The 20,169-nt window shown below is 64.3% G+C and carries 24 protein-coding genes and 4 pseudogenes; 14 read left to right on the forward strand and 14 right to left on the reverse strand.

Going from position 1 to position 20,169, the window contains the following annotated elements; genetic code table 11:
* A pseudogene (locus D3872_RS08330) lies at positions 1-348 on the reverse strand (RNA-guided endonuclease InsQ/TnpB family protein); the annotation flags it as partial.
* A 62-nt stretch (positions 349-410) separates the two neighbouring features.
* On the opposite strand from D3872_RS08330, the gene D3872_RS08335 reads away from it, so the two are divergent.
* A protein-coding gene (locus tag D3872_RS08335) for an IS3 family transposase (RefSeq protein WP_119810116.1) occupies positions 411-1,609 on the forward strand; the annotation gives its coding sequence in 2 pieces (ribosomal slippage) (positions 411-696 and positions 696-1,609; 1,200 coding nt in all).
* Between the two features lie 156 nt (positions 1,610-1,765).
* On the opposite strand, the pseudogene D3872_RS08340 reads toward D3872_RS08335, so the two are convergent.
* Positions 1,766-2,524 (reverse strand): annotated as a pseudogene (locus D3872_RS08340) (RNA-guided endonuclease InsQ/TnpB family protein); the annotation flags it as partial.
* 6 nt (positions 2,525-2,530) lie between these two features.
* Between D3872_RS08340 and tnpA the strand changes: the two are divergent.
* The 7 genes and pseudogenes from tnpA (at position 2,531) to D3872_RS08375 (ending at position 7,908) form a co-directional block, all read left to right on the forward strand.
* Positions 2,531-2,960, forward strand: a pseudogene (gene tnpA / locus D3872_RS08345) (IS200/IS605 family transposase).
* A gap of 454 nt (positions 2,961-3,414) precedes the next feature.
* Positions 3,415-3,858, forward strand: a complete 444-nt coding sequence (locus D3872_RS08350; RefSeq protein WP_119810333.1) for a MarR family winged helix-turn-helix transcriptional regulator — start codon at positions 3,415-3,417, stop codon at positions 3,856-3,858.
* 13 nt (positions 3,859-3,871) lie between these two features.
* On the forward strand, positions 3,872-5,152 hold the full coding sequence (locus D3872_RS08355; RefSeq protein ID WP_119810350.1) for an MFS transporter: 1,281 nt from the start codon (positions 3,872-3,874) through the stop codon (positions 5,150-5,152).
* 7 nt (positions 5,153-5,159) lie between these two features.
* The gene (hyi, locus tag D3872_RS08360; protein ID WP_119810334.1) at positions 5,160-5,933 is read left to right on the forward strand and encodes a hydroxypyruvate isomerase; all 774 of its coding nucleotides are present in this window, start codon (positions 5,160-5,162) and stop codon (positions 5,931-5,933) included.
* An 81-nt stretch (positions 5,934-6,014) separates the two neighbouring features.
* Complete coding sequence (locus D3872_RS08365; RefSeq protein WP_119810335.1) at positions 6,015-6,869, forward strand: hypothetical protein; 855 nt, start codon at positions 6,015-6,017, stop codon at positions 6,867-6,869.
* A gap of 17 nt (positions 6,870-6,886) precedes the next feature.
* Positions 6,887-7,348 (forward strand): hypothetical protein, encoded by a 462-nt coding sequence (locus D3872_RS08370; RefSeq protein WP_119810336.1) that lies wholly within the window; start codon positions 6,887-6,889, stop codon positions 7,346-7,348.
* Between the two features lie 191 nt (positions 7,349-7,539).
* Positions 7,540-7,908 carry a TraR/DksA family transcriptional regulator gene (locus D3872_RS08375; RefSeq protein ID WP_182915732.1) on the forward strand — a complete coding sequence of 123 codons (369 nt, stop codon included), beginning with the start codon at positions 7,540-7,542 and terminating at the stop codon, positions 7,906-7,908.
* A 39-nt stretch (positions 7,909-7,947) separates the two neighbouring features.
* On the opposite strand, the gene phbB is transcribed toward D3872_RS08375, so the two are convergent.
* A complete protein-coding gene (gene phbB / locus D3872_RS08380; RefSeq protein ID WP_119810337.1) occupies positions 7,948-8,694 on the reverse strand; it encodes an acetoacetyl-CoA reductase in 747 nt (248 codons plus the stop codon).
* Between the two features lie 141 nt (positions 8,695-8,835).
* Here phbB and D3872_RS08385 point away from each other — a divergent pair, with 141 nt between their 5' ends.
* Positions 8,836-9,687 (forward strand): universal stress protein, encoded by an 852-nt coding sequence (locus D3872_RS08385; protein WP_119810338.1) that lies wholly within the window; start codon positions 8,836-8,838, stop codon positions 9,685-9,687.
* Between the two features lie 64 nt (positions 9,688-9,751).
* Here the strand turns inward: D3872_RS08385 and D3872_RS08390 are convergent, their stop codons facing one another.
* The 3 genes from D3872_RS08390 to D3872_RS08400 form a co-directional block, all read right to left on the reverse strand.
* Positions 9,752-10,315 carry a hypothetical protein gene (locus D3872_RS08390; protein WP_119810339.1) on the reverse strand — a complete coding sequence of 188 codons (564 nt, stop codon included), beginning with the start codon at positions 10,313-10,315 and terminating at the stop codon, positions 9,752-9,754.
* Between the two features lie 95 nt (positions 10,316-10,410).
* Entirely contained in the window at positions 10,411-11,295 is an 885-nt protein-coding gene (locus D3872_RS08395; protein ID WP_119810352.1) for a M90 family metallopeptidase, read from the reverse strand.
* Between the two features lie 240 nt (positions 11,296-11,535).
* On the reverse strand, positions 11,536-12,147 hold the full coding sequence (locus tag D3872_RS08400) for a winged helix-turn-helix domain-containing protein (RefSeq protein ID WP_119810340.1): 612 nt from the start codon (positions 12,145-12,147) through the stop codon (positions 11,536-11,538).
* Positions 12,148-12,449: 302 nt separating this feature from the next.
* On the opposite strand from D3872_RS08400, the gene D3872_RS25635 reads away from it, so the two are divergent.
* From D3872_RS25635 to D3872_RS26385, 3 genes and pseudogenes are all read left to right on the forward strand, one after another.
* The gene (locus D3872_RS25635; protein ID WP_182915733.1) at positions 12,450-12,716 is read left to right on the forward strand and encodes a hypothetical protein; all 267 of its coding nucleotides are present in this window, start codon (positions 12,450-12,452) and stop codon (positions 12,714-12,716) included.
* Positions 12,717-12,941: 225 nt separating this feature from the next.
* Positions 12,942-13,955, forward strand: a complete 1,014-nt coding sequence (locus D3872_RS08405) for an OmpA family protein (protein ID WP_119810341.1) — start codon at positions 12,942-12,944, stop codon at positions 13,953-13,955.
* Between the two features lie 115 nt (positions 13,956-14,070).
* Positions 14,071-14,394: pseudogene (locus tag D3872_RS26385) on the forward strand (YhjD/YihY/BrkB family envelope integrity protein); the annotation flags it as partial.
* On the opposite strand, the gene D3872_RS08415 reads toward D3872_RS26385, so the two are convergent.
* The 3 genes from D3872_RS08415 to D3872_RS08425 all read right to left on the reverse strand — a co-directional run bounded on the left by D3872_RS08415 (position 14,333) and on the right by D3872_RS08425 (position 16,238).
* A complete protein-coding gene (locus D3872_RS08415) occupies positions 14,333-15,562 on the reverse strand; it encodes an AI-2E family transporter (RefSeq protein ID WP_229459226.1) in 1,230 nt (409 codons plus the stop codon). The pseudogene D3872_RS26385 and the gene D3872_RS08415 sit on opposite strands and share 62 nt — an antisense overlap.
* Before the next feature lie 67 nt (positions 15,563-15,629).
* On the reverse strand, positions 15,630-15,944 hold the full coding sequence (locus D3872_RS08420) for a BON domain-containing protein (RefSeq protein ID WP_119810343.1): 315 nt from the start codon (positions 15,942-15,944) through the stop codon (positions 15,630-15,632).
* A 72-nt stretch (positions 15,945-16,016) separates the two neighbouring features.
* A complete protein-coding gene (locus tag D3872_RS08425) occupies positions 16,017-16,238 on the reverse strand; it encodes a hypothetical protein (protein ID WP_119810344.1) in 222 nt (73 codons plus the stop codon).
* Between the two features lie 182 nt (positions 16,239-16,420).
* On the opposite strand from D3872_RS08425, the gene D3872_RS08430 reads away from it, so the two are divergent.
* The gene (locus D3872_RS08430; RefSeq protein WP_119810345.1) at positions 16,421-16,894 is read left to right on the forward strand and encodes an outer membrane lipoprotein; all 474 of its coding nucleotides are present in this window, start codon (positions 16,421-16,423) and stop codon (positions 16,892-16,894) included.
* A 72-nt stretch (positions 16,895-16,966) separates the two neighbouring features.
* Positions 16,967-17,119, forward strand: a complete 153-nt coding sequence (locus D3872_RS08435) for a DUF3309 family protein (RefSeq protein WP_119810353.1) — start codon at positions 16,967-16,969, stop codon at positions 17,117-17,119.
* A gap of 194 nt (positions 17,120-17,313) precedes the next feature.
* Here D3872_RS08435 and D3872_RS08440 read toward each other — a convergent pair whose 3' ends face one another.
* From D3872_RS08440 to D3872_RS08460, 5 genes are all read right to left on the reverse strand, one after another.
* Positions 17,314-18,486, reverse strand: coding sequence for a patatin-like phospholipase family protein (locus D3872_RS08440; RefSeq protein ID WP_119810346.1), 1,173 nt, complete (start codon positions 18,484-18,486; stop codon positions 17,314-17,316).
* Positions 18,487-18,667: 181 nt separating this feature from the next.
* Entirely contained in the window at positions 18,668-19,036 is a 369-nt protein-coding gene (locus D3872_RS08445; RefSeq protein ID WP_119810347.1) for a hypothetical protein, read from the reverse strand.
* Between the two features lie 25 nt (positions 19,037-19,061).
* Entirely contained in the window at positions 19,062-19,448 is a 387-nt protein-coding gene (locus D3872_RS08450; RefSeq protein WP_119810348.1) for a phage holin family protein, read from the reverse strand.
* An 18-nt stretch (positions 19,449-19,466) separates the two neighbouring features.
* The gene (locus D3872_RS08455; protein ID WP_119810349.1) at positions 19,467-19,820 is read right to left on the reverse strand and encodes an ElaB/YgaM/YqjD family protein; all 354 of its coding nucleotides are present in this window, start codon (positions 19,818-19,820) and stop codon (positions 19,467-19,469) included.
* Positions 19,821-19,851: 31 nt separating this feature from the next.
* A partial coding sequence (locus D3872_RS08460; protein WP_182915734.1) for a ferritin-like domain-containing protein occupies positions 19,852-20,169 on the reverse strand: 318 nt, incomplete at its 5' end.

The following is a 20,169-nucleotide window of genomic DNA, read 5'->3' on the forward strand; positions in this document are numbered from 1 at the left end:
ATCGGCGTGATTTTCGTAGCCGCAATCGACGCATAAGAATTTCGCTTGTGTTTGCCGATTGTCTTTCGATACGTGGCCGCAGCACGGGCACGTCCGGCTGGTGTGGTGCGGCGGAACGGCCAACAGCATGCCGCCGTTCCACGCCAGCTTGTAATCCAGTTGCCGCCTGAATTCACCCCATCCCTGATCGAGAATGGCGCGGTTCAGGCCGGACTTCTGTTTCACCATCTTGCCGTGCCGTTCGCTGCTGCCTTTGGACGACCTGGACATGTTCCGTACCTGCAAATCCTCAATGCAAACGAGCGCGTGGTTTTGGCAAATCGTTGTTGTGGTCTTGTATAGTGGATCCACAATTTGAGACAGTGACTACGGGGTAGTTTAAGCTGTCGTCCTCGAAAGGATGGCAGCAAATGGGTGAAGCAAAGAAACGCAAGGTGCATACGGCCGAATTCAAGGCGAAGGTAGGCCTGGAGGCGGTGCGCGGGGTGAAGACGATCACGGAAATCGCACAGACGTACGGTGTGCATCCGCAACTGGTCGGACAGTGGAAGAAGGAGATTTTGGAATCTGCCGGCGCTCTGTTCGAGACCAAGCGGGGCCCCAAACCGACCGAGGTCAAGAGCGGCGAGGATCGGCTGTACGGCGAGATCGGCCGGCTGAAGATGGAGAATGACTGGCTTAAAAAAAAGTTGGGGGAGTGAGCCTTGATGCCAGGATGGGCTGGGTCGACGGTGCCGATGAGCTGCCCCTGAGCCGGCAATGCGAACTGGCGGAAGTGCCGCGCGCGACGGTGTACCGGCGGCTCGCCGCCAAGGTGCCGGAGGATGCAGGTGCGGAGGACTTGCTGCTGTGCCGGCTGATCGATGAGGAATACACGAACAGGCCGTTCTATGGCAGCCGGCGCATGGTGGTGTTTTTGCGCGCAGCGGGCCGCGTTGTCAACCGCAAGCGGGTACAGCGCCTGATGCGCAGCATGGGACTGGCGGGCATGGCGCCCGGACCGAACACCAGCAAGGCACATCCTCGGCACAAGGTCTACCCGTACCTGCTGCGGGGTGTACCGGTCACGCGGCCGAACCAGGTGTGGAGCACGGACATAACCTATCTAAGGCTGGCGCGCGGCTTCGCCTACCTGGTGGCCGTGATTGACTGGTACAGCCGCAAGGTGCTGTCCTGGCGGCTCAGCAACAGCATGGATGCTTCGTTCTGCGTGGACTGCCTGGAGGACGCCCTGCGCGAGCATGGCAGGCCCGAGGTGTTCAATAGCGACCAGGGCTCGCAGTTCACGAGCGCGGCCTTCACGGACGTTCTCAAGCGCGAAGGCGTGGCCATCAGCATGGATGGACGCGGACGGGCCTTGGACAACATTTTCGTCGAGCGATTGTGGCGCAACGTGAAGCACGAGGATGTGTACTTGAAGGGCTATGCCAACATGGCGGAGCTGATGGTGGGACTGGCGCAATACTTCGCGTTCTACAACGCCGAGCGACCGCACCAGTCCCTTGGCTACAAGACGCCGGCCAGCGTCTATCGCAGTGGAATCGGCGGCGGAGCGTTGATCGTCGACAAGTACGGCAGCGCTGAAGTGGCGGCGCCCGAAACCGCGTGACCGCAGCAGGCCATGCCGGCGGCGGCCCCTGGAGGATGAAGCCCTCCAGCGGCAAGGAAGTAGGATCACGGGGCAGCGCCGACCAGCTGCAGCGGTGGAAACGGACACAGCTTAAACTCGCTGAAAGATTGTCTTGACCGATGGGTCCACTTTATTGTGCAGGAAGTCTTTGCGGGCGTTAGCGATGCGGGTGTGAACCTTCTGGACGCGGGCCTTTGCCTTCTTCCAGTTGTTGCTGAACTTGACCTTGCGGCTCATGCGGCGCTGGTAGCGGGCAAGGCGCTGCTGGTGCTTCTTGAAGCTGTTGAGCGGGGCGATATAGCTCTCGTCGCTCATCGTGGCGAACCGAGCGATGCCGACGTCGATGCCGATGGCGGTTGTCGCCGTGGGCAGGGGCTGCTCGACCTCGCGCCGCGTCTGAATCGACACGAACCACCTGCCTCCCGACTGGCTCACGGTAACGTTGCGCAGTTCGCCGAGAACGTCCCTGCTGTTGCGGTAGCGCAGCCAGCCCAATTTGGGAAGAAAGAGACGGTTGTTGGCCTGATCGAGCTTGATCTGTTTCGGATCGGGGTAGCGGAAAGCATCGCCGCTACCCTTGCGCTTGAAGCGCGGGAAATCGGCGCATTTGGCGAAGAAATTCTTGTAAGCCTTCTCCAAATCCTTCAAGGCATGTTGTAATGGATGACAAGGCGCTTCCTTGAGCCAAGGCGTGTCAAGGCCATTGCGCCATCCCGTAAGATGTTTCGCCATCGCCACGTAGCCGATGAACTTGTTACCCGCCTCGTAATTTTCTTTTTGCAGCGCCAACGCCTTGTTATAGACGAACCGACACGATCCGGCGAAGCGGCGCATAGCGCGCTCCTGCTCGCCATCTGGCATCAGTTCGTATCTGTAGGCTTGTAGACGCTGCATGCTTCGATTATCGTTTGGTCTATGAGTAATGACAGCGATATTCGCCACGGAAGACACTATATTTTTCTAATGCATGTGCATTTGATCTTTGTCACAAAATACCGCCGTGAAGTCTTCACAAAAGAGATTCTTGACGACCTGCGCCCGATGTTCGCAAGCGTCTGCATGGACTTTGAAGCGGAACTGGTGGAGTTCGACCGCGAGGGTGACCACGTTCACCTTCTGCTGAACTACCCGCCCAAGCTTGCCGTTTTCCAGTCTGGTCAACAGCCTGAAAGTGTTCCAGCCGCATGACTCGGAAGAAGAACTATCCCAGTATTCGAGAAAAACTGTGGGACGGCGCCTTTGGTCGCCCAGCTACTTTGCGGGTAATTGCGGCGGCGCACCCATCGCAGTTGTTCGACAGTACATCGAACAGCAGCAGACTCCGCACTAAAGTCAAAGGTAAGGAGGGGCTCTGCCGTCCGCGCTTTTGACCCCGCCCTGACGGGCGACGTTTGCCGCGCAACAGATCAACCGCCTGCCCGAGGCCCAGCTGCGCCTGTCCGACGACCGCCGCCTTGGCACCCTGGTGGCGCTGCAGTCGGCCGGCACCCTGCCGGAAGTGAGCGACGGCCTGCAGCAGTGGTGGGCCAACGAACTCCCCCCCGCGCGGCTTCAACCTGCTGGCGAAAAAGGTGTTCGTCCCGGCGCTGGAACTGGCGCTGCAACGACGCCTGCTGGCCGATACCGATACCGAGCCCCGCGGAAGATGGCCACGGCGATTCCGAACGCCATCCTGTCGCCTGAAAGCCGCCCCCCCCACAATGCGCTTGCATTGGGCGGCGTAAATCTTGCACTATGCTCAATAGTTGATTACTCAAGTACTAGTTCACGATATAGGCGAGATCATGATCGTCCCCCAAGAACCCAGCAGCGCCAGCGAGCTTTGCCTCACCATTGCGCGCGTTCACGCCCTCTTGCAGCGCCGCTTCGATTCGGCGCTCGGCAGCCATCACGGCATCAGCTTCAGCGACTTCCAGCTGATGAACCACCTGCACCACGCGCCGGGCGCGCGCCTGCGCCGGGTCGACCTGGCCGAGAAGCTGGGCCTGACCGCGTCCGGCGTCACGCGCAGCCTGCTCCCGCTCGAGAAGATCGGCCTGGTCACGCGCGAGGCCGACCCGCGCGACGCCCGCGTCGCCTACGCCAGCCTCACGCCGACCGGGCAGGAACTGCTGGGAAATGCCGGCGTCACCGTCAACCTGGTCAGCCGCGAGGTGCTGCGTTCGCTGGCGCCCGAACAAGTCGCCGCGATCGCAGCGTCGCTTGGCGGCCTGGCCTCCCACGCCTGACATGGGAGCGGCCATGACCGATGCCGACCGCTCGCCCCTGCTGCGCGAACCGAACTTCCGCTGGATGATGGGCGGCGGCGTTGTTTCGGCCCTGGGCGACCAGTTCACCATGATCGCGCTACCTTGGCTGGTGCTGACGCTGACTGGCGACGCACTGACCCTCGGCCTCGTCATCGCATTGATGAGCGTACCGCGCGCAATCTTCATGCTGGTCGGCGGCGCGCTGGTCGACCGCTTTTCGCCCAAGTCGGTACTCATGCTGAGCAAGTACGCCAATGCGGCCCTGCTCGCCATCCTCGCCGCGCTGGTGCTGGCCGGCCAGGCCAGCATGCCAGCCATATACGTGCTGGCGTTCTGCCTCGGACTGTCGTCGGCGTTCAGCATTCCATCTGGCACCTCGCTGCTGCCGCACGTCGTGGCGCCGGAACATGTGCCCCGTGCTAACGGCATGATGATGGGCATGCGCCAGCTGACGATGCTGTCCGGCCCGCTGCTGGCGGCGTTGGTGTTCGCCGTGTTCGGCGATGGCCGCGGCACCGGTCCCGGCGCGGCCAACGGCCTCGGCATCGCGTTCGGTTTCGGCTGCTTCACCTTCCTGTTCTCGGCGTGGACGCTGTCGCGCGTGCAGGCCCGCCATTCGCCGCCCGCAGCGACCGCGCCGGTGCTGGAATCGATCGCCGAAGGCATCGCCAGCGTGTGGCGCGACTTTACTTTGCGCACCTGCATGCTGTACTGGGCGCTATGCGCCTTCGTCGTCGGCGGCGCGATGCTGGTGGCGCTGCCGATGCTGGCCGATACCCGCCTGCAGGGGGCGTCCGCGCTGGGCTTGCTGCTGGGCGTGCACGGCGCCGGCACGCTGGCAGGCATGGCGCTGACCGGGATGCGCGGCAAGATCCGGATCGGCACCTTCGGAACCACCATCCTGGCGGCCGATTTCGTGTCCGGCCTGCTGCTGCTCCCGCTGGGACTGGTGCAGTCCGCGTGGCAGGCGGCGCTGCTCTTGCTGCTACTCGGCGCCATCGGCGGCTGCATGCAGGTTGCCGTATTCAGCTCGATACAGGGACGGGTGCCGCGCCAGATGCTGGGCCGGGCAATGAGCATCTTTATGTTCATCTTCATGGGCCTGGCGCCGATGTCGGCCGCCGTGACCGGCTTCCTGATGCGTTACCTGTCGCTGGGCCAGGTGTTCATGGCGGCCGGCGTGTTCCTGATGCTGTGTTCGGCGGCGGCCTGGCTGCTGACGCCGATCCGCGCCTTCGCCGACCATTCGCCGGCAAGCGGCGAAGCTGTATAGTTGAGCCATGCCAAAATTTGCCGCCAACCTGACCACCATGTTCACCGAAACGAGCTTCCTGGACCGCTTCGCGGCAGCACGGGAGCATGGCTTCACCGCGGTCGAATTCCAGTTTCCCTACGCCTTCCCTGCAGCGGACGTCAGGGAGCGGCTCGACGCGAACGGCCTGGAACTGGTGCTGCACAACCTTCCGGCCGGCGACTGGAACGCAGGCGAGCGCGGCATCGCCTGCGACCCGGCGCGCATCGCCGAGTTCCGGGACAGCGTCGGCCTTGCGCTCGAGTACGCACTGGCACTGGGCGCGCCGCAGCTGCACTGCCTGGCCGGCAAGCTCCCACCTGGCGTCGAACCGGAACTGGCCCACGACACCTTCGTCGCCAACCTGCGCCACGCGGCGGCGGAACTGGGCAGGCACGGCCTGCGCCTGCTGATCGAGCCGATCAACACCTACGACATTCCCGGCTATTTCCTGTCCGGAAGCAAACAGGCGGCGGGCATCATCAAGGAATGCTGCGCCTCCAACCTGTTCCTGCAGTACGACATCTATCACATGCAGCGCATGGAAGGGGAGCTGGCCGGCACCCTGCGTTCGCTGCTTCCGCTGGTCAAGCACATCCAGGTGGCCGACAATCCTGGCCGCCATGAGCCGGGCACGGGCGAGATCAATTACCCCTTCCTGTTCGCCCTGCTCGACCAGCTCGGCTACGAAGGCTGGGTCGGCTGCGAATACACGCCGGCCACAACCACCGCGGCCGGCCTCGGCTGGCTCCGCGCTACTTGACCTTCAGCAAGATGCCGCTGGGATAGCGGCGCAAGAATAAGGGCTTCCGGCACGCACCCGCGCGTTGCCTGAAAGGCCCCCATGAGCTTGCCCCGCCGTTGTTCCGCCCTCGCCGCCTTTGCCACAACCTTGCTGTTGCAGGGCTGCGCCGGCACCCACGTCAGCCTGCAGGAAGTGCGCGAATTTGCCGGCGCCTCCGCCAAACTGGGCGGCTACGCCGAATTGTCGACGCGCTACCGCGACACCTACCTGCGCGAACAACCCTACCTGACACCCGCCGCCGACAAGATCGCGAAAGAAAATGACGCGAAACGCCGCGCGGTGTACGAAGATTTCATCAGCGTCCAGAAGTCGGTGGTGCTGTACATGAACACCCTGGCCCTGCTGGCTGGCGAAGACCGCTTCGACCTCTCGACCCAGCTCGACGACCTGGGCAACGGCCTGAAGGCGAATACCGAAAGCGGGCTCGAGCAGCGCCACATCACGGCCTACACCGGCCTGACGCGGCTGCTGACGCGCGCGATCGCCTCCGGCTACCAGGGCCGCAGCGTCGAGACCATGGTGCGCGACGGCGACGCCGACTTGCAGACCCTGATCGGCGCAATGTTCTCGCTCACGCGGCTGTACGCCAAGACCAACGAGAATGAGAAGAAGACGGTGCTGGGCATTTTCGACATCGAGATCCCGTATGCCAATCGTCCCAACGACCGCATGCTGGTGACCCTCGCCAAGGTGCATTACCTCAACAAGTCACAGGAATACAAGCTGATCGACAAGCGCTACGCGCTGGCCCAGCAGGGGCTGACCAAGGTATCGCTGGGACACCAGAAGCTGCGCGAGAACCTCGACAAGCTGTCGAACGACGAAGTCCGGCGCACGCTGGCGGCCTTCGGACGCGACCTGCGCATGATCCGCGAAGGCCTGAACGAAAACTGAACCACCGGGAGTGAGCCATGAACAAGGAAGCGGACGGACTGTCCACCGTCGAGCACATCGAGGCGCTGGCCGACCAGCTGTCGATATGTGCGGACGAGCTGCACAAGCGCATCATGCAGGAGATCCAGCAGCACTGCGGCCAGCCGCCCAGCGCCACCCGGCAGGCGGCGCTGCGCGCGCTGTTCGACAACGAAATGATCCTGCGCCAGCGCGCCAACGGCCTGTATGCGGACGCGGCCGGCCTGATCGTCGGCTCGCTGGGAAAATCGCAGCGCCACGTGGCCGAGCTGACCGCCGCGGCCGCCGAAAAGATCCGCAAGATCGCCGTCCTCAAGGATGTGACGGGACTGGTGGCCGGCATGCTGTCGCTGGCCGGCGCTGCAGCGACCGGGCAGCCGGCGCCTATCATGCTCGCGCTGTCGAAGATCAAGGAACAGCTGGCCGCGCTGGAAGCGCAGCAGCCGAAGGCGACCGCCTGAACCATGCCTTGCCGCCCGGCGCGGCAGCAGCCCGCGCCGGTTTTCACCGTCCCGCAACACCCTGCCCGCCAGCCTCGACATGTTGTTCCGGACGCAGGCGTGCGCACGTATTCAGCGCGGCCCGATCGCGCTACACTGGTGTAAGCCAGCGCATGCTGGCCACCTTTCCAGTTGAAAATATGGAGCCCGCCATGAACGGCTTGGACCAGGCCCAGCTCGCCACCCTCAAGACGATGCTCGAACAGCGGCAGGCTGCGCTGGTGCGCCAGGACGACATCGACGTGGTGGAAGGCACGGGTGAGCTGCCCGTCCAGGAAATCGAAACCTCGCCGGCCGACAAGGCCACGGTGCGCCTGCTCAACGACCTCGCGCTGGAATCGGCGGGCATGAATGCGGCGCAGATGGGCTCGGTGCGGCGCGCGCTGGCCAAGCTGGAGGACGGCAGCTACGGGGAATGCGAGGAGTGCGGCAACCCGATCGGGTTCTCGCGGCTGCAGGCGCGCCCGGAAGCGCGCCTGTGCATCGCCTGCCAGACCCGCGCCGAAAAGCGCGGGGGGTAATACTCAGCGGAGCATCACAGGCCGCCCGCGGCCTTGCCATCAATACATATGCTGCCCGCCGTTGATCGGCAGGTTCGCGCCGGTCACGAAGCCGGCCTCCTGCGACGCCAGGTAAGCCACCAGCGCCGCCACTTCCTCCGGCTCGCCCAGCCGTCCCAGCGGGATCTGCGGCAGGATGCGGCTTTCGAGGATGTCCTGCGGCACTTGCTTCACCATGCGCGTGTTCAGGTAGCCGGGCGACACCGTGTTGACGGTGACGCCGTGGCGCGCCATCTCCAGCGCCAGCGCCTTGGTGAAGCCATGCATCCCCGCCTTGGCGGCAGCGTAGTTGACCTGCCCGTATGCCCCCTTCTGCCCGTTGACCGACGAGATGTTGATGATGCGGCCCCACTGCTGCGCCATCATCGGCTCGATCGCCTGCCGGCTCATGTTGAACACGCTGTCGAGGTTGGCGTGGATGACCGCCGCCCATTCGGCCTGCCCCATGTTGCGCAGGGTCTGGTCGCGCGTGATGCCGGCGTTGTTGACCAGTACGTCGAGCCGGCCGCAATCGGACAGCAGTTTCTGCATCATCCATTCCGTGTCGCCGAAGTTGCTGACGTCTACCTTGTAGGCGCTGAAACGGAAGCCGTCGTCGCGCTGCGCCGCCAGCCAGGCTTCCGGTGTAGGATTGGAAGGCGAGTAGGTCGCCGCGACCTTGAAGCCGGCCGCGTGCAGGCGCCGGCAGATTGCTGTCCCCAGGCCTCCCATGCCTCCCGTTACGAGGGCCACTTTACTGTTTTCCATTACGCTGTCTCCTGTCTCTTTATCCGGTTTCCACGCTGCGCCGGCAGCATGAAGGGTCAAGTCTAGGAGGGCTAACTCGACGTGACATTGAGGCAAATCAAGGTTCAAGCCGGATCAAAAACACAGACCGGAGGTGTAGCGATGAATTACAAGACCATCCTCGTACATGTCGACGACAGCAGCCGTTCGGCCGTGCGGGTTGCAGCGGCGGCGGCCATCGCGGGACGCAACCAGGCGCACGTGATCGGCGCCGCGCTGAGCGGGGTCTCGCGCTTCCTGTACCAGACCATGCCTCCGGAGGCCAACGATCCCACCCTCGCCCTGCATCTCGATTTCCTGCGTGAACGCGCGCGCGACGCGCTGGCCGTGTTCACGCGCGAGATGGACGCCAGCGGCATCGCCTCCTTCGAAGGCCGTCTCGTGGACGACGAACCGGGCGCCGGCATCAGCCTGCATGGGCGGGCGGCCGACCTCGTCATCGTCGGCCAGGCCGAGCCGGGGCACGCGCTGATGGCCGATTTCCCGGCCTATGTGGTGATCCATTCCGGCCGGCCGGTGCTGATCCTGCCCTACGACATCGGTGTCAGCGATCCGGGCCGCAAGATCCTGCTGTCATGGGACGCCAGCCGCGAAGCCGCGCGTGCGCTGCAGCTGGCCTTGCCGATCCTGGCGCAGGCCGATTCCGTGTCGGTCGCCATCTTCGATACCCGCTCCGATTCGCGCACGGTGGCCGACGCCACCGCCGCCGATCCGGTGCCCTTCCTGGCGCGCCACGGCATCCGCGCCGACCTGTCGATCATCCCGCTCGAGGCCAGGCGCGGCCATCGCCGCCATGAAGTGGGCGAGGCACTGCTGACGCTGGCGCGCGAACGGGGTGCGGACATGCTGGTGATGGGAGCCTACGGGCATTCGCGCTTCCGCGAAACGATCCTGGGCGGCGCCACCCGCACCGTGCTCGACGCGATGACGCTGCCGGTGCTGATGGCGCACTGAGGCAAGGCGGAATGGAAGAACGCCGCCTGCCCTGCGGGGGCCGGCGGCGTTGTCCAAAGGCAGCTCAGTTGATCAGTTTGGGATGGGTGATCGGGTCGAAATCGACCCAGTCGCCGGCGACGATGGTGCCTTCGGCGCGCTCGAGGTGATGGGCCCCGAGGCGGCGCAGCACGTCCAGCGCAGCCTCCTCCTCGGACGCGTCGGCCAGCGCCACGGCGATCAGCATGCCCGGCTTGCGCGGTTCGGTGACGTTTTCTCCGCCATGGGCGCCCTCCTCCCGCTCGCCCGCTTCCTTCATTTTGGCAAAACTGTACAGCGATCCCACGTGGGCGCCGACCAGCCCGCCCACGATGGGCCCCAGCGGCCCGGTGACCATCGACGTGGCGGCGCCGACGGCAATCCCGACCGCGCCCCCGGTGGCCGCGCCCTCGACGATCCCCTCCGGCGTTTCCTTGGCGCCCGGCGACATCATGTTGTCGCCGCCCAGCGGCGTCATGTCATGCTGGCCCGGCGCGCTGACGAAAAAGCCGCTGATGCGTTCGTCCGGGAAACCGGCACTCATCAGCGCCTCGCGCGCCACTTCGATGTCGTGCTGGAGCTGAAAATGACCTGCAACAATAGTGGACATGCTAGTACCCTCCCGCGTCGATGAGCTTCCAGCATGCGCGCTGGACCGGAAATTCTCTGTTCGCTAACGCACTAAGCCTGAAAAGCAACGCAGCCTTATTGCCACTGGCCGTAACCTTGCCCGCCATGGACATCGCCATGATAGTGCGCCGGTTCCCGTTCGGGCGGCGCCTGCCATTCGCGCGGGTCGACCCGGTAGTAGCCGTGGAACTCCTCGAACAGCTGCGGGTGGCGCTCCGCCATGTCCCAGGGCTTGGCGAAAAAGGCTTCAGTCGCCACCGCGAAGAATTCGGCCGGGCTGCTCGCGCCGTAGTGGTCGAGCACGCTCTGCTGGCGGTACAGCGCGTCGACGCGCAGGTTGGCGAAGTCGCGCGACAGCACTTCCGACCAGCGCCGGTAGCGTGCGCGGTCGCCCAGCCAGGGCGCCCCGTTGTTGCTGCCCGACTCGCTGTCGAGCTGGTGGGCGAACTCGTGCAGCACCACGTTCTGCCCCTCGTTCCAGTGGCGGGCGCCATGCAGCACATGGTCCCACGACAGCACCACGCGGCCGTCGCCCCAGGATTCGCCCAGCAGGTCCTGGCGCGCTTCGGTCACCACGCCGGCCTCGTCGACCTGCTTGCGCGGCACCATGAAGGCGCTCGGATAGACCAATACTGTTTCCAGCCCGGGATAGACGCGGCTATGCCGGTTCAGCAGCAGCATGCAGGCCTGGCCGGCGATGGTCAGGCGCACCTCGTCGTCGATCTCCTGCCCCGCGCAACCGACAAATTTTTTCTGGTACAGGAACTGCTGCACCAGCCTGTGCAGCTGCTGCTTCAGTTCCGGCGCCATGTGGCGGTACACCGGGATATTGGCCTGCAGGATGTCGCAATGTGCCTGCGGAAGAGGCTGCCTGAGCACCTTGCCCAGCCGCCAGGCCGGCAGCCGCCATGCCGCGAACAAGGCCGCGGCGGTCACGGCGGTCCAGATCAGCGCTTCCACGGCCACCCTCCACCCATGTAGGAAAATCTCATTGGCTCAATCTGCTTCTTGTTCGGCATCCAGAGAACATGCGCGTCCTTTCGGTGTTCGTAATTTTGGCGATTTCGCCGCAGAAGCACAGGTGGGGCCCCTTGATGTCTTTTCAATCACCCTTGCCGAAAAATGCAAAACGCCGCGGCACCGGTGAAGGTGCGGCGACGTCCGGGGACGGCCGGCATGCGCGGCCAGGCCGCGCCCGAATCAGGAATTGCCTTCCTGCTTAGTCGCCGGTGCGGCGCCGAACAGCGCCGCCACCAGCGGATCGCGCGCGACCGGGCTGCGGTTGACGCGGATGGCGTAATGGGTGTCGTCGGCCAGGATGTGGAAGTGGCGGCCGGTGCCCGCCATGTTCTGCTCGCGCAGGCCGGGACGTTCCTTGCGTGGCGCCGCGCCTTCGCGCTTTGGCTGTACGATGGCTGCCAGGAAGGCCTTGACGCGCTCAGGGTCTGGCGAGATCTGGTACACCGCCTTGCCCAGGTAGGTGGCGGTGCCTTCGATGTAGCGGGCCAGTTCGATCACGCCCGCTTCGCGCAGGTCGCGGATGTATTTGCGCGCGCCGGAGGGCGAAAACTTGAGGAACCAGGCGATTTCGTCGGCCAGCATTTCGTGGGTGGACAGTTCCTGGATCAGCTTTTGCATGTTTTCGATGCGGCGCTGGGTGGCGGAGGTCGAACGCACGCGCTCAATCGGCGCCATGGAGATAGGGGCACGCTCGGCTGGCTGAGGCGCAACGCGCTCGATCAGGGTGGAATTTGCCGACCGCACCGCGCTCAGTTCGCCTTGTGCGTTGGATTGAGGGTTATGTGCATGCATTTGAGTTACTCCATCAAAGAGATAGTCATTGGTACGAACCGGGCATCAGGCTTGACAACCTGACAACATCACGGGTTCCGTATTCCTTGACTCCAGAATGCCTTTGGCCGGTCACCGGGTCTGTGCGCCATCGAACATTTCCGGAAATTTCCTGCCTGCCGTCATCTTTTCTGAAAGTCCGTGGCGGACCCTGCTATGTGCGTTCCCGTACAGAAGGTCGCCCGCAAGGTATTTATGCTTCGTACGTCCGCGCTGACCGCGTGCGCAATGACATCGACGAACTCTTAGATAAGGAAGCCACCATGAAACTCACCGTACTGGCAGTAATGATTGCCCTCGTTGGCCTGACCGCTTGCGAAAAGACCACTGTCAACCCGCCAGCGACCACCGTCGTCACCCCGACCGTGGAAACTCCCGCCCCTGCGGCCGTGCCTGTTCCAGTACCAGGCCCTCAAGGCGAACCAGGCGCCCCCGGTGCTCCGGGCGAACCAGGCGCACCTGGCGCCCCGGGCGAACCAGGCAAGGATGGTTCGACCACTATCATCGTGCCGGAAGGGCCTACCCGTTAATCGGCACACGCTGTTTAACAGACAGCGCCGTAACGGACAAAGTTCCGTTACGGCGCTTTTTTTCGTCCAGGCCGGGGCCCGCCGGACGAAGATGTTGTAAAAAGAATACATCCCCTTCAGGTCGGTGCGGCAGCGCACGGAGTGCATGAACTCGCACCCGCAAACTCCACTCGAACACACAGCACAATTCTGTAACAATTCACTTTCAACATCTCGGAGTTCACTGTGAAAAAAACGACAATAAAAGTGCTCGGCGCCGTGTTCCTGTGCTGTTCTGGCGCCGTGGCGGCGCAAGACGTCAATCCGTCCTGGTACATCCAGCCCAGCATCAGTGTGATCGACCCCGACCCCGAGTTCGGCACCGACGAGCGCGACTACGGGGGCGCCCTGCGCTTCGGCAAGCCGGTGGCCGAGATGTGGGACCTCCAGATCGGCGCCAGCCATGCCCGCTCGGAGCTGGGCGCGTTCGACTACCGCCAGACGCTGGTTGGGGCCGATGCGCTGCTGATGATGTCCCGCAAGAGCTTCCGTCCCTTCCTGCTGTTCGGCATCGGCGCCCAGCGCGACAAGGTGGAAAATCCGCTGCGCCGCGCGCACGAAACCTCGCCCTACGTCAGCGCCGGCCTCGGCTTCCAGCTCGGGCTGTCCAGCCGGTGGGCGATGCAGGCCGACCTGCGCACCGTGCGCGGCCGGCTGCGCCACGACGAAGCGTTCGGCTTCGACCGCAGCAACAACAAATACCTGACGATCGGCCTCAACTATGCATTCAACAAGCCGCCGGCGCCGCTGCCCGCGCCGGCCCCCGTGATGCAGGAAGCGCCGCCGCCCGCACCGGTGGCGCCGCCGCCTCCGGTCCGCTTCGAAAAAGTCACGCTGTCGGCCACCGAACTGTTCGACTTCGACAGCGCCACCCTCAAGATGCCGCAGCCGCGGCTCGACGAGATCGCCGCCGCGCTGGGCGCCGACCCGGCCATCACCGACGTCGACATCACCGGTTACGCCGACCGCCTCGGCTCGGACCATTACAACCTCAAGCTGTCGGAGCTGCGCTCCAAGGCCGTGCGCGACTACCTGGTCGGCAAGGGCATCGATGGCGCACGCCTGAAAGCCTACGGCAAGGGCGAAAGGAATCCGGTGGTAGTCTGTACCAACACGAATCGCGTCGAGCTGATCAAGTGCCTCGAACCGAACCGCCGCGTCGAGGTGGAACAGATCCTGATCGAGCGCCGCGTCGATTGACGCCGGCCGCATGCGAACCACAAGGGGGCCGGACGTGCCCCTTTTTCGTTTCCGGGAGTGAGCATGAGCGGACGCCACCGTCCTGCTCGGCTGGATCGCGGGCGCGATCGGCTCCCTGGCGATCGGCGCGCTGGGGACGGCCGCCATGTTCACGCTGGGTAAAATCGCGATCGGGCTATACATCGGCAACAGCGGCGTGGCCGACAGCTTCGGCGTGGCCGGATCGATGATCGCACTGCTGCTGTGGGTGTATTATTCGGCGCAGATCTTCTTTCTCGGCGCCGAGTTCGCGCGCCAGTACGCGCTGCAGCTTGGCAGCCTGACGCACAAGCCGGACTCGGTGACCGGGGCCGACAAGGGCAAGGACGGGAAGTTCCCTATTCCCCCAGCAGTTCCGCAATCACTTCCATCCCCTCGACCCGCTCGGCCACCACCTTGATCATCACGACCACCGGCACGCCCAGCAGCAATCCCCACATCCCCCACAGCCAGCCCCAGAACAGCAGGCTGACGAATACCGCCGCCGGATTCATCTTGGCGATCCGTCCCGTCATCCAGGTGGCGATCAGGCTGCCGACCAGGGTCGCGATGCCGAGCGAAGCGCCCGCCACCAGCAGCACCATGCGCAGCGATTCGAACTGCATGAAGGCCGCCAGGCCGGTGGCCGAGGTAATCAGCAAAGGCCCGAAGTAAGGCATGATGTGGGTCAGCCCCGCCACCACCGCCCAGGCGCCCGCGTTCTCCAGGCCGATCGTGCGCAGCGCCACCCACATCAGCAGCGCCAGCAGCGTATTGGTCACCAGCAGCATGAACATGTAGTTCTGGATCGAGGTATTGATGTCGTCCAGGATGTGCACCGTCACCTTCTTGCGCGTCAGCGAAGGCCCGGTCAGCTTGACCAGCTTGCGCTTGAAGGTATCGCCCGCAAGGAGCAGGAAGAACACCAGGAAGATCACCATCGTGGCCTGGGTCACGAAGGTGACCAGGCCCATCGATCCGGCCAGCACCCAGTCCATCACCTTGAAGCTGCTGCTGGCGCCAAGCGCCGGCGGCGGCTTGCGCGGCGCCGCGCGCTGGCCGACGCTGGCGGTCGCCTGTTCGATCTGGGTGGCGGCGGCCTGCACCTGCTGCAGGGTGCTCGGCTGGCCGCCCGAGGTCTTGGTCAGTATCTTGGTGACCTTCTGGGTAATGGCCGGCAGGTCGTCGAGAATGTTGAAGAACTGGTCCTGTACCCGGTGCACCACCAGCCCCATGATGGCGACGATGGCGACCGTGACCAGGGTGGCGCCGATGGCGCGCTTGATGTGCCAGCGTTCCAGCCACAGCACGACCGGGTTCAGGGTGTAGGCGATGAAGATGCCGAGCAACAGCGGCACCAGGAATTTTTGCGACCATTGCAGCGCGTACACGAAGGCGACGGTGGCGATGATGCCCAGCGCCAGGCCGCGTGCGTTGACATGGATCGGGAGCCTGAGCGCGCCGGAGCCAGTGCCCAGGGCGGCCCCGTCGGCGGGGGGGAAGTCGACGTCGGTTTGTTCCGGTTTGGCGGCTGCCGGTGCGACAGCGTCATCGGCGGCGCCCGCCATGTTGGGATCTGCTAGCTGCATGTTGACTTCACAAAAAAAATAGCCGGCCATCAGGCCGGCCCGGAATTGGTCCGGCCTGGACCGCGCGTTATTTTACGCGCACGTCGTTCTTCACCGATGTTACACCCTTAATGCCACGGGCAATCTCGGCTGCGCGTGCGGCGTCCGCCGGCTGGGCGACGAAGCCCGACAGCTGGACTTCACCCTTGAAAGTCTCAACGTTGATTTCCGTGGCCTTGACGTTCGGGTCGGCGGCGAACGCAGCCTTGACCTTGCCGGTGATGAGGGTGTCGTCGATGTATTCGCCGGTACCTTCACGGGTTGGGGTCGGTGCGCAAGCGACGACGGAAGTCAGGACCGATGCTGCGAGCATGATGTGGGCAACGCGTTGAGCGATTTTCATGGTGAACTCCTTGGTGGTTAATCAAAATAATGCTCGGAACCGAGCTGGAAAAACTGGTTCTGGTACTGCCGCTTATTTACCGTACTGGGTCCGCGCCGCGGCAACGCAGTTGTCCTTGGCGGCGCCCGCGAAGGCGTCGCATTTTTCGAGCGCGACCTTGTATTCGGCGTCGCGCTTGTTGTCGCGGGCGTCGTTACGCGCCTCGATGGTCTTGCGGTCGGCGCGCGCATCGGATGTTTCAAGGTCATGTTTTACGCGGCTTACGCTAACGCTTCTGTACGGTGCCGAACACATCAATATTTATTCTTCGCAAATGTCATGATCTTGCAACGCTCGTGCCGGACAGCGGGTCGCGCAGGGAAATGCGGGGGCTTTTCGCCCCCTCCGGTTTCCTACTGTCGAGGGTGCGGAAACGCACAGACCTTGAAAATATGGCAGGACTATGCTGCTCTCACACATTTGCAAAGGAGAACAGAATGATTTCGACGAAGACCACAATTGCGACACTGATCGCCAGCGCCGCCATCCTCGGCGGTTGCGCGAGCACCTCGTCCGATCCGTATTACGGCAGCACCGGCAGCACCTACGGCGGCTATAACTCCACCGCCAGCATGGGCTACGGCACCATCGACTCGATCCAGGTAACCCGCGGCGGCTCGAGCGGCGCCAGCGGCGCCGGCGCAGTGGTGGGCGGCCTCGTGGGCGCAGCGGTCGGCAGCCAGGTCGGCAGCGGCAGCGGCCGTACCGCCGCCACCGTGGCAGGCGCAGTCGGCGGCGCCGCACTGGGCCACAAGGTCGAGCGCGACCGCGCCATGGATGACCGCGACATGTACCAGATCAACATCCGCATGGACAATGGCGAATACCGCAGCGTCGTCCAGGACAGCGTGTATGACCTGCGCGTGGGCAACCGCGTGCGCATCGTCGACGGCCGCGCCTACCGCTATTAATCGGCGGCATTTACAGGAGAGAGGCGCTACTGGCGAAGCTCGTCCCGCTTGAACCAATTTGAGGAGCTGACCATCGGAACAATACTGCTGATCGTCCTGATTCTCGTCCTGGTGGGGGCCCTCCCCACCTGGAACCACAGCCGCAACTGGGGCTATGGCCCGGTTGGAATTACCGGGTTGCTGGTGATCGTCCTGATCGTCCTGCTGCTTACCGGCCGGTTGTAAAGCAAGCTGAAACCAGCGCCGCATGCGCCGGCTTTTCTTTTCCCGCAATCTTTAGCAAACGCCGGCCTGCAGGAAGCCCACGGCAACTGCCGCCGCATGCTCGCCGCCGACCGCGCAGCCTGCATGAAGGAAGCGCGCGCGATCTACACCCGTGAAATGGCCGGCGCACGCGCACGCGTGATGGCCGAGGCCCGCTAGGCCCAGCGGTCCGGCTCGGGCGGCCGCGATTCCGGGCGGCTGCGGCGTTCGGGCAGTTCGTGCACGACGACGGCTGCGTCCTCGGCGATCTGGCTGAGCCAGCCGGCGTGGCCCAATGCGCGCATCGCGTCGCGGTAGCCCTGGTCCCAGCGCCAGTCGATCGAGCCCTTGGAGAAATTGATGTCCTTGGCCGCCATGTTCCAGTCGCGGCCCGAATACGGCAGGCGCACGATGTGCAGCGTGGTGGCGCAGCCCAGCGCCACCAGCTCGCGCTCGTCCTCGGGCGAACGTTCGGCCGGATCCATGCGCGCATACAGTTCGCGCAGCTTGCACTGCAGCCGGTGCAGCCTGGCATAGTCGGCGATGTGGCGGCGCGAGCGCGAGGCGTAGGTCACGTCCTTCTGGCGGGTCTGGACTTCGTCGAAGGTAAGCGGCTCAGGCCCGTGCGCGCTCCATAGGTCGACCATGAAGCACAGTACGTCGCCCTGCGGCATGCCATTGAGGACCGATTCGAGCGGCGTGTTCGAATACAGGCCGCCGTCCCAGTACAGGGCGCCGTCGATCCGCACCGGCGGGAAACCGGGCGGCAAGCTGCAGCTGGCCAGGATGTGGTCCACCTCCAGCCGCATCGCCGTGCTGTCGAAATGCACCAGTTCGCCGCTGCCCACATTGACCGCGTTGACTGTCATGCGCATGCCCTGCGGCGCATTGAGGTAATCGAAATCGACCAGTTCCAGCAGGGTCTCGCGCAGTTCGCCGGTGTTGTAGAACGAGGCTTGTTCCGGCGCCACCGGCACGCCGAGGGCGAACTGCTGGTACCAGCGCGGCCTGAAGAAGCCCGGCACCCCGCGTACCAGGGTGTCGATCGTGCTGAGCCAGATATTGTTGCGGCGCGCGCGGTCGCTCAGGCGCTGCATGTCGACCGGGTCGGGGTGGGAGATCCTTTCCCAGAAGGTGCGCAGGCGCTGCACCCTGTGCTCATGCGGGTTGCCGGCGATGAGCGCGGCATTGATGGCGCCGATCGAGGTGCCGACCACCCAGTCGGGCGCCAGGTCGTGTTCGTGCATGGCCTGGAAGACGCCGGCCTGGTAGGCGCCAAGCGCGCCCCCGCCCTGCAGCACAAGCGCGATCTTCAGGCCGTGCGGGTTGAGCCGGTTCGCGTTGGCCATCGAAGATTACCCCGCCTTTGCCGCCGGTTGCACACCGCTGTTGCGGGCCGCCTCGCCCGTGCCAGGATGATTGTGTAGCAGTACCTGCATGCCGTGCTCCCAAAAAAAACGGCGCCGAATCATGCGATCGCGACGCCGTCCAAACCCCACCATATTCCTTGTGAATGTTCCGGGCCGGCGGCTACACGTGCGCCGCACGCCGGCGGTGCACATACCAGGCCGCAAGCGCGCCCAGCACCGCCAGGCCCAGCGCGGGCTTTTGCAGCCGGCGCCGGTTGATGAAGCTCAGTGCGGTCATCGCATAGGGCATGAGCGTGCCCACGCTGATGCCGCTCGGCCGCAGCAGCCCGTCCACGCGCGAACGCAGGGCGAATACCGCATGATCGACCACGGTGTGGAAGATGTTTTCCGGACGGGCGCCCTGCTTGATGTGGTGCTTCGCCTGCACGATGCCGGCGCGGTAGAAGTCGCCCTGGCGCAGCAGGCGCGCCTTGCGCTCCGCCAGGCTGCCTTCGGCCGCAGCCCTGGCCGGTTCGCGATCCTTGTCCATCGGTTCCCCCTTGTGTTTTGGCCGCTCACAGCAGCATGTCGCGGTCGTTCCGGAGCTCGTTCATCGTTTCAGGGAAAGCCAGCTTGCCCTCCTTGAGCATGGCCCTGGCCTTGAACACCAGCGCCGCGGTAATGCCGATAAAAACGAGGAACAGGATCAGCAGGATCTTCCAGCCCAGTGCTTCCCACGACAGCGCGACGATCATCGCGGTGCCGTACGCAATGGCAAACCAGCTGCAGATGACGGCCAGCGCAAAGATGGCCACCAGTTCCAGCAGGTGATCGCGTACTTCGGTCATCTCGAGCGCGGCCAATTCCAGCCGCGCCACGATCAGACCGAAGACATTCTTGGCCAGGCTGGTCAGGCCGCCAAGCAGGCCGGGGCCATGCACTGTCGTCGATGTGTGGTCCATGGCTTCTCCCGGCGTGGATTATTTGCGGCCCAGGATGACGCCGAGCAGCAGGCCCACGCCGGCGGCCGCTGCGATGGTGCGCCAAGGGTTGTCCTTCACATAAACATCGGCGCTGTGTGCCAGTTCCTTGCCTTTGACGATGGCCTGGCCCTGGTATTCCTTGCCCTTGCCCATCGCAACGTCGAGCAGGTGCATCCCGCGCGTACGCATTTCGTCGGCCTTTTCGCCGGTCAGTGCGGCGGCGGCGGTGAGGAGTGCCTGGGCGTCCTTGACCAGGGTCTTGACGTCGGTCGACACGGTGTCGATGTTGCTGTTCAGGGCGTTGGTCGCTGGGCCGTTGCCGCGCGGGGTGGTGGTGGTATTGTCTAGCATGATGAACTCCTGAGTGGGTGGTGAAAAACGTTTACTTGGCAAGAAGGTCGCGCATGTCGTCTGCGTGCTCTTCTTCCACAGCCATGATGCCGATGAGCATCTGGCGCGTGGTCGGGTCTTTGTCGCCAATCGCGGCGATCATCTGCCGGTACGATTCGATGGCGACGCGCTCGGCGATGAGGTTGGCGCGGATCATCGCCTGGACCTCCTCCGATTCGTCGTACTCGGCATGGCTGCGCGCAGTCAGCGTGGCCGGGTTGAAGTTGGGCTTGCCGTTCAGCTGCACGATCCGTTCGGCGATCAGGTCGGCATGCTGCTGCTCCTGCACGGCATGCTCGAGGAACTCGGC

Origin of the sequence: Massilia cavernae, from assembly GCF_003590855.1 — a bacterium.
GTDB lineage: Bacteria > Pseudomonadota > Gammaproteobacteria > Burkholderiales > Burkholderiaceae_D > Telluria_A > Telluria_A cavernae.

What these genes read in the sequence shown, in the direction of transcription:
- D3872_RS08350 (WP_119810333.1), top strand. Translation starts at nt 3,415, where the DNA reads ATGATCGTCCCCCAAGAACCCAGCAGCGCCAGCGAGCTTTGCCTCACC.
- D3872_RS08355 (WP_119810350.1), top strand. Translation starts at nt 3,872, where the DNA reads ATGACCGATGCCGACCGCTCGCCCCTGCTGCGCGAACCGAACTTCCGC.
- hyi (WP_119810334.1), top strand. Translation starts at nt 5,160, where the DNA reads ATGCCAAAATTTGCCGCCAACCTGACCACCATGTTCACCGAAACGAGC.
- D3872_RS08365 (WP_119810335.1), top strand. Translation starts at nt 6,015, where the DNA reads ATGAGCTTGCCCCGCCGTTGTTCCGCCCTCGCCGCCTTTGCCACAACC.
- D3872_RS08370 (WP_119810336.1), top strand. Translation starts at nt 6,887, where the DNA reads ATGAACAAGGAAGCGGACGGACTGTCCACCGTCGAGCACATCGAGGCG.
- D3872_RS08375 (WP_182915732.1), top strand. Translation starts at nt 7,540, where the DNA reads ATGAACGGCTTGGACCAGGCCCAGCTCGCCACCCTCAAGACGATGCTC.
- phbB (WP_119810337.1), bottom strand. Translation starts at nt 8,694, where the DNA reads ATGGAAAACAGTAAAGTGGCCCTCGTAACGGGAGGCATGGGAGGCCTG.
- D3872_RS08385 (WP_119810338.1), top strand. Translation starts at nt 8,836, where the DNA reads ATGAATTACAAGACCATCCTCGTACATGTCGACGACAGCAGCCGTTCG.
- D3872_RS08390 (WP_119810339.1), bottom strand. Translation starts at nt 10,315, where the DNA reads ATGTCCACTATTGTTGCAGGTCATTTTCAGCTCCAGCACGACATCGAA.
- D3872_RS08400 (WP_119810340.1), bottom strand. Translation starts at nt 12,147, where the DNA reads ATGCATGCACATAACCCTCAATCCAACGCACAAGGCGAACTGAGCGCG.
- D3872_RS25635 (WP_182915733.1), top strand. Translation starts at nt 12,450, where the DNA reads ATGAAACTCACCGTACTGGCAGTAATGATTGCCCTCGTTGGCCTGACC.
- D3872_RS08415 (WP_229459226.1), bottom strand. Translation starts at nt 15,562, where the DNA reads ATGCAGCTAGCAGATCCCAACATGGCGGGCGCCGCCGATGACGCTGTC.
- D3872_RS08420 (WP_119810343.1), bottom strand. Translation starts at nt 15,944, where the DNA reads ATGAAAATCGCTCAACGCGTTGCCCACATCATGCTCGCAGCATCGGTC.
- D3872_RS08425 (WP_119810344.1), bottom strand. Translation starts at nt 16,238, where the DNA reads ATGTGTTCGGCACCGTACAGAAGCGTTAGCGTAAGCCGCGTAAAACAT.
- D3872_RS08430 (WP_119810345.1), top strand. Translation starts at nt 16,421, where the DNA reads ATGATTTCGACGAAGACCACAATTGCGACACTGATCGCCAGCGCCGCC.
- D3872_RS08440 (WP_119810346.1), bottom strand. Translation starts at nt 18,486, where the DNA reads ATGGCCAACGCGAACCGGCTCAACCCGCACGGCCTGAAGATCGCGCTT.
- D3872_RS08445 (WP_119810347.1), bottom strand. Translation starts at nt 19,036, where the DNA reads ATGGACAAGGATCGCGAACCGGCCAGGGCTGCGGCCGAAGGCAGCCTG.
- D3872_RS08450 (WP_119810348.1), bottom strand. Translation starts at nt 19,448, where the DNA reads ATGGACCACACATCGACGACAGTGCATGGCCCCGGCCTGCTTGGCGGC.
- D3872_RS08455 (WP_119810349.1), bottom strand. Translation starts at nt 19,820, where the DNA reads ATGCTAGACAATACCACCACCACCCCGCGCGGCAACGGCCCAGCGACC.